The sequence below is a fragment of the Achromobacter sp. genome, assembly GCF_036567245.1.
GTDB lineage: Bacteria > Pseudomonadota > Gammaproteobacteria > Burkholderiales > Burkholderiaceae_B > Achromobacter.
Genome location: NZ_DATCUY010000218.1, coordinates 1 through 5,046 on the forward strand (window position 1 = coordinate 1; position 5,046 = coordinate 5,046).

Below are 5,046 nucleotides of genomic sequence, written 5' to 3' on the forward strand. Positions count from 1 at the left end.
CATGCCCGGCGCGCCGGCCGCGGGCGGCACCGTGTCGGCGGGCACCTGGATGACGGTTTCACGCAGCACGCCCCCGCCCTGCACGCTGCCGCGCACATTGGTAGGCGAGGTCATCTGCGTGACGCAGTCCTGGCGCGATGCCGCCGGCAGGCGGTTGCAGCGGTCCAGCATGTTCTGCTGCTGTTGTTCGGTGCCGCCGTCCTTGAGATTGTTGCGGCCGCTCTCCTGCCGCGCCGCGCCGGCTTCGCGCATGCAGGCGGCCTGGTCCTGGCCGGTGGCGCCGCTCTTGCAAGCCGCCACATCCTGCTGGTATTGGGACTGGGCTGAGCCGCGGCCGCTCGCATCGGCCGCGTGGACCGCTCCCGCGGCCAACATCAGGCCTGCAGCGCAAAGCGTCGCCGCGAGGCGTTTGGTATGCATGGGACGTGTAGTCATGGTCAGCTCCTTGAAATTGGTTGATCCGTTACCCACTATCCCACGATGACGCTTCTGCTACATGTCCAGCGACGTGAATTCGTAAGCCTAGGTTTCAATTGCTGCGGCGCAACAAACCTTGACTATCTGCTTAGCTGGCATCGCGCTCGGCGTCGGCCTTGCTCAGGCGGTTGCGGTAGGTCGCCGCGCGCATCAACAGCATGGCGGTCACCGGCGAAGACACGATCAGCAGCAACGTGATGATGACTTCATGAAACACGGGCCGGGCCGACAGCGCCGAAAACACCAGGATGGAAGCTGCCAGCACGCAGCCGCAGCCCATCGTGTTGCCCAAGGTAGGCGCGTGGATGCGCGCATAGAAGGTGCGAAAGCGCAGCAGGCCGGCCGACCCGGTCAGCGCAAGCAGGCCCCCGAGCACCAGCAGGATGCTCGCGGGTATGGCTGCCCACAGCGGGATCTGGGCGTCGATCATGGCTCGATCACCTCGCCGCGCAGCAGGAAGCGCGCCATCGCGGTGGAACCGACGAAGCCGAACAAGGCGATCAGCAGCGCAATGTCGAAGTACACGGACGTGCCGGAGCGGATGCCGAACACCAGCATGGTCAGCATGCCGTTGATGTACAGCGTGTCCAGGGCCAGGACACGGTCTTGCGCGGTGGGACCGCGCAGCAGCCGGATGGCGGCGAACACCATGCCCAGCGCGAAGCAGATCAAGGCAAAGGACGCGGCCCAGTAAAGTATGTTGTTCATTCGAAAATCTCCATCAGCGGGCGCTCGTAGCGTTCCTGGACCAGCTTGATCCAGTCGCCTTCGTTCTGCAGATCCAGCACGTGCAGCTTCAGGCGATGGTCGTCGGTCAGGTCCACCCAGACGGTGCCCGGCGTGTAGGTGACGATGCAGGCCAGCATCGCCAGGCCATGCGGGTCGCGCATGGTCAGCGGGATCATGATGAACCCGGGCGAAAAATCATTGCGGCGCGGATTCAGGATCAGCCGCGCCACGGCGATATTGGATTTGATGATGTCCGCGGTCACATGCAGGAACAGCGGCACGGCCTTCCAGAGCCGGCGCGGCCGGGCCCGCAGCGGCCGCAGGCGGGATGCCGCCCAGGTGAACCACAGGGCCAGCGCGATGCCCAGCGCGATCTGGCCGGCGGACGCGCTCTCATTGAGCACCAGCCACAGGACGAACAGGTAGACCGGCAGGAACAGGAAGTAGAGACGGCGCATCAGCTTCCTCCCTTGAGGCCCCGCACGGTCTGCGCGGACATGACGGCATCGATGTAGGACTTGGGCTGGTCGAGCGAACGGGCCGCGTCGTCCAGGTAGGCCGATACCGGGCCCGCGCCAGCCGCCAGGCCCACGCAAAGCAGCAACAGCGCTGCCACGGGTCCGGCTTCGATCAGGCGCAAGCGCGGCGTACTGCGGTCATCGCTGGCCCAGAACACCCGGATGCCGGTACGGCCCAGGCCGATCAGGCCGGCCAAGCCGGAAACGAGTACCGCGGCCACCAGTATCCACGCATCCATGGGCACGGCCGATTCGTTGGCGGCGGACACCGCGGCCGACAGCAGCGATAGCTTGGCCACAAAGCCCGACAGGGGCGGCAAGCCAGTCACCAACAACGCGCAGCAGATGAAGGCCAGGCCCAGGAAGGCCATGGCCGCCGGTATGGCCACGCCCACCACGTCATCGGAACGGTTGACCGAAGCCGGGTCGTCCAGGTCGAACGCGTCCAGGGTCACGGCCAGCACGTTGGCGCCGAAACTGCGGGTGCGTTCGATCAGCTCGGCCAGCAGGAAGAATGCGCCCGTGGTCAGCACGGAACTGATCAGGTAGAACAGCGCCGGACCGGTCAGGGTCACGCCGGGCATGCCCAGCGCGGTCAACAACGTGCCGGCGGACACGATCACGCAGTAGCCCACCATCTTTTCCAACTGCTGGGTTGCCAACAGGCCCAGGCCACCGAACAGCAGCGTGGCCAGTCCCGCCGCGAACATCCAGTCCAGGCTGAAGGCCGCCGGCGCGCCGGTGGGCAGCAGCAAGGAGCCGATGCGCAGCAAGGCGTAGATGCCGACCTTGGTCATGATGGAGAACATGGCCGCGATCGGCGCGCCGGCCGAACCGTAGCCCTTGACCAGCCAGAAGTTCAGCGGCCAGGCGCCCGCCTTCACCAGGAAGGCCACGCCCAGGATGGCCGCGCCGGCCTCGAACAGCATGCGGTCCGCGCCAGCCAGGTTGCCGGCGCGCACCGCCAGGTCCGCCATGTTCAGCGTACCGGTCACGCCGTAGATCAGCGCGATGCTGATCAGCAGCAGGAACGAGGCCACCAGGTTCACCGCGATGTACTGCAGGCCGGCGCTGACGCGCGCCACGCCGGAGCCGTGCAGCAGCAGGCCATAGGACGCGGCCAGCAGCACTTCGAAGAACACGAACAGGTTGAACAGGTCGCCCGTGAGGAACGCGCCATTCAGGCCCATGAGCAGGAACTGGAACAGCGAATGGAAATGCACGCCGGCACGGTCCCAGCGCGCCAGCGCATACACCAGCGTGGCCAGTCCCAGTACCGCGGTCAGGGTCAGCATCACGGCGGCCAGGCGGTCGACCACCAGCACGATGCCGAAGGGCGCGGGCCAGTCGCCCACCAGATAGACCCCTACCCCGTCCGGCCAGACGCCGGGCACGCCGCCGCCCGCCACCACCAGCAACGCGATGGCGGCGGCCAGTTGGCCCAGGGTGGAGACGAGCGCGATGGCGCCACGGGTGTAGCGGCGGGTGTCAGCCAGCAGGAGCATTGCCGCGCCGGCCGCGAGCGGCGTGACGATGGGCAATACGGGTAGATGTTGCAGCCAAAAATTCAAGATTGGGACTCCCGTCCATCAACGTGGTCGGTACCCGTGAGGCCACGCGAGGCCAGCAGCACAACCAGGAACAGCGCGGTGGTGGCGAAGCCGATCACGATGGCCGTCAGCACCAGCGCCTGCGGCAGCGGATCCGCATACCAGGAAGGATCATGGGCCACCGCCGGATCCACCACCGGCGGACGGCCCGAGGTCAGCCGGCCCATGCCGAAGATGAACAGGTTCACCGCGTAGGAAACCAGCGACAGGCCCATGATGAACTGGAAGGTCCGCGGCCGCAGCAGCAGCCAGACGCCCGAGCCAGCCAAGACACCGATAGCGATGGCGTATATCAATTCCATCAGGCTTCCCCTGTTTGTGCGGCGGCCGCCTGGATTTCGACGGCAGCCTTGCGTTGCGCGCGCAGCGATTGGTGGGCCAGCGCCACCAGCACCAGCACGGTGGATCCCACGACCAGCATGTAGACGCCCAGGTCGAACAGCAGCACGCTGGACAGGTGCACATGGCCGATCAGCGGCAGCGCAATATCCCAGGACAGCGCCGCCAGGAAGGGCTTGTAGGCCAGCCAGGCGGTCACCGCTGCCGTGCCGGCGAACAGCAGGCCCAAGCCGATCCAGTTCTGCGGGTTGAGGCGGCTGCGCGACTCCACCCAGTACACGCCGCCCACCATGTATTGCAGGATCACGGCGGTAGCGAAGATCAGTCCGCCCACGAAACCGCCGCCCGGCTGGTTGTGGCCGCGCAGCAGGAAGTAAACGGAAATCAGCGCGGCGGTGGGCAGCAACAGGCGCACCAGCACGGTCGGCACCATCATCGAGCCCGTGGGCACCAGCGACTTGATGTCCGGCGCCTCCGGCACGCCGCCGTCCTGGTCGAGCTGCTGGCGCGGCAGGTCCGCGCTCTCGGCGGCCGGACGGAAGCGGCGCAGCAGCGCGTAGACCGTCAGCGCCACGATGCCCAGCACGGTGATTTCGCCAAAGGTATCGAAGCCGCGGAAGTCCACCAGGATGACGTTCACCACGTTGGTGCCGCCGCCGTCAGGCAGCGCGCGGTCAACGAAGAATGACGAAATCGTGTCGCCTTGCGGGCGCACCAGCACCGCATACGCCAGCGCGGCCATGCCGGTGCCGGCAGCGGTGGCCAGCAGCAGATCCCGCAGCCGACGGCCGCGAGCCAGCAGCGTGGCCTTCAGGGGCTCTTCGTCGTCCTTCGCGATCCGGCGCGGCAGCCAGCGCAGGCCCAGCAGCAACAGCACCACCGTCACCACCTCCACCGACAACTGGGTCAGCGCCAGGTCAGGCGCGGAAAACCAGACGAACGTCAGGCAGGTGATCAGCCCCGCGCCGCCCGCCAGCGCCAGGGACGCCAGACGGTGGTACTTGGCCTGATACGCCGCACCCAGCGCGCACGCGCCGCCCACCAGCCACAGCAAGGCAAACGCCGGGTCCACGGGCGTCATGCGGCCGGTGCCTTCCAGCCACCCGCCCGCGCGTAGCGGCAGCCAGGCCACGAACAACGAGCCCAGCACAATCAACAGCATCTGCACCTGCAAACGCGACGAGGCCACCCAGCGCAGCAGCCACGCGGCCGCCACGCTGGAGCCGTCCAGCAGCGCTTCGAACGTGCGCCGGCCGTCCAGCCGGTAGATGAAGGGAACGCGGCCGGGGTTGGCGCGCTGGTGCGCACGCAGAACCAGGTACAGCAGCACGCCCGCCGTCGTCGCTACCATGCTCATTACCAGCGGCAGATTC

Annotated in this window: 7 protein-coding genes; all 7 read right to left on the bottom strand. The window is 67.2% G+C overall.

Annotated elements, in window-relative coordinates; translation table 11 throughout:
- Window positions 1-435, bottom strand: a 435-nt coding sequence (locus tag VIR09_RS09490; RefSeq protein ID WP_332012632.1) for a hypothetical protein, incomplete at its 3' end; no start/stop codon positions are given.
- A 130-nt stretch (window positions 436-565) separates the two neighbouring features.
- On the bottom strand, window positions 566-907 hold the full coding sequence (mnhG, locus tag VIR09_RS09495; RefSeq protein ID WP_207465225.1) for a monovalent cation/H(+) antiporter subunit G: 342 nt from the start codon (window positions 905-907) through the stop codon (window positions 566-568).
- Window positions 904-1,185: a K+/H+ antiporter subunit F gene (locus VIR09_RS09500; protein ID WP_332012633.1), complete on the bottom strand. Its 282-nt coding sequence runs from the start codon at window positions 1,183-1,185 to the stop codon at window positions 904-906. The genes mnhG and VIR09_RS09500 overlap by 4 nt, the downstream gene beginning before the upstream one ends.
- The gene (locus VIR09_RS09505) at window positions 1,182-1,664 is read right to left on the bottom strand and encodes a Na+/H+ antiporter subunit E (RefSeq protein ID WP_173148094.1); all 483 of its coding nucleotides are present in this window, start codon (window positions 1,662-1,664) and stop codon (window positions 1,182-1,184) included. Before VIR09_RS09505 ends, VIR09_RS09500 begins: the two co-directional genes overlap by 4 nt.
- Entirely contained in the window at window positions 1,664-3,295 is a 1,632-nt protein-coding gene (locus VIR09_RS09510) for a monovalent cation/H+ antiporter subunit D (RefSeq protein ID WP_332012634.1), read from the bottom strand. The genes VIR09_RS09505 and VIR09_RS09510 overlap by 1 nt, the downstream gene beginning before the upstream one ends.
- Entirely contained in the window at window positions 3,292-3,636 is a 345-nt protein-coding gene (locus VIR09_RS09515; RefSeq protein WP_013394081.1) for a Na+/H+ antiporter subunit C, read from the bottom strand. The genes VIR09_RS09510 and VIR09_RS09515 overlap by 4 nt, the downstream gene beginning before the upstream one ends.
- The coding region (mbhE, locus tag VIR09_RS09520) for a hydrogen gas-evolving membrane-bound hydrogenase subunit E (RefSeq protein ID WP_332012635.1) at window positions 3,636-5,046 on the bottom strand (1,411 nt) is incomplete at its 5' end. The genes mbhE and VIR09_RS09515, both read right to left, overlap by 1 nt.

Excerpts from the sequence above, each read along its gene's own strand:
- mnhG (WP_207465225.1), bottom strand. The coding sequence starts at position 907 with ATGATCGACGCCCAGATCCCGCTGTGGGCAGCCATACCCGCGAGCATC.
- VIR09_RS09500 (WP_332012633.1), bottom strand. The coding sequence starts at position 1,185 with ATGAACAACATACTTTACTGGGCCGCGTCCTTTGCCTTGATCTGCTTC.
- VIR09_RS09505 (WP_173148094.1), bottom strand. The coding sequence starts at position 1,664 with ATGCGCCGTCTCTACTTCCTGTTCCTGCCGGTCTACCTGTTCGTCCTG.
- VIR09_RS09515 (WP_013394081.1), bottom strand. The coding sequence starts at position 3,636 with ATGGAATTGATATACGCCATCGCTATCGGTGTCTTGGCTGGCTCGGGC.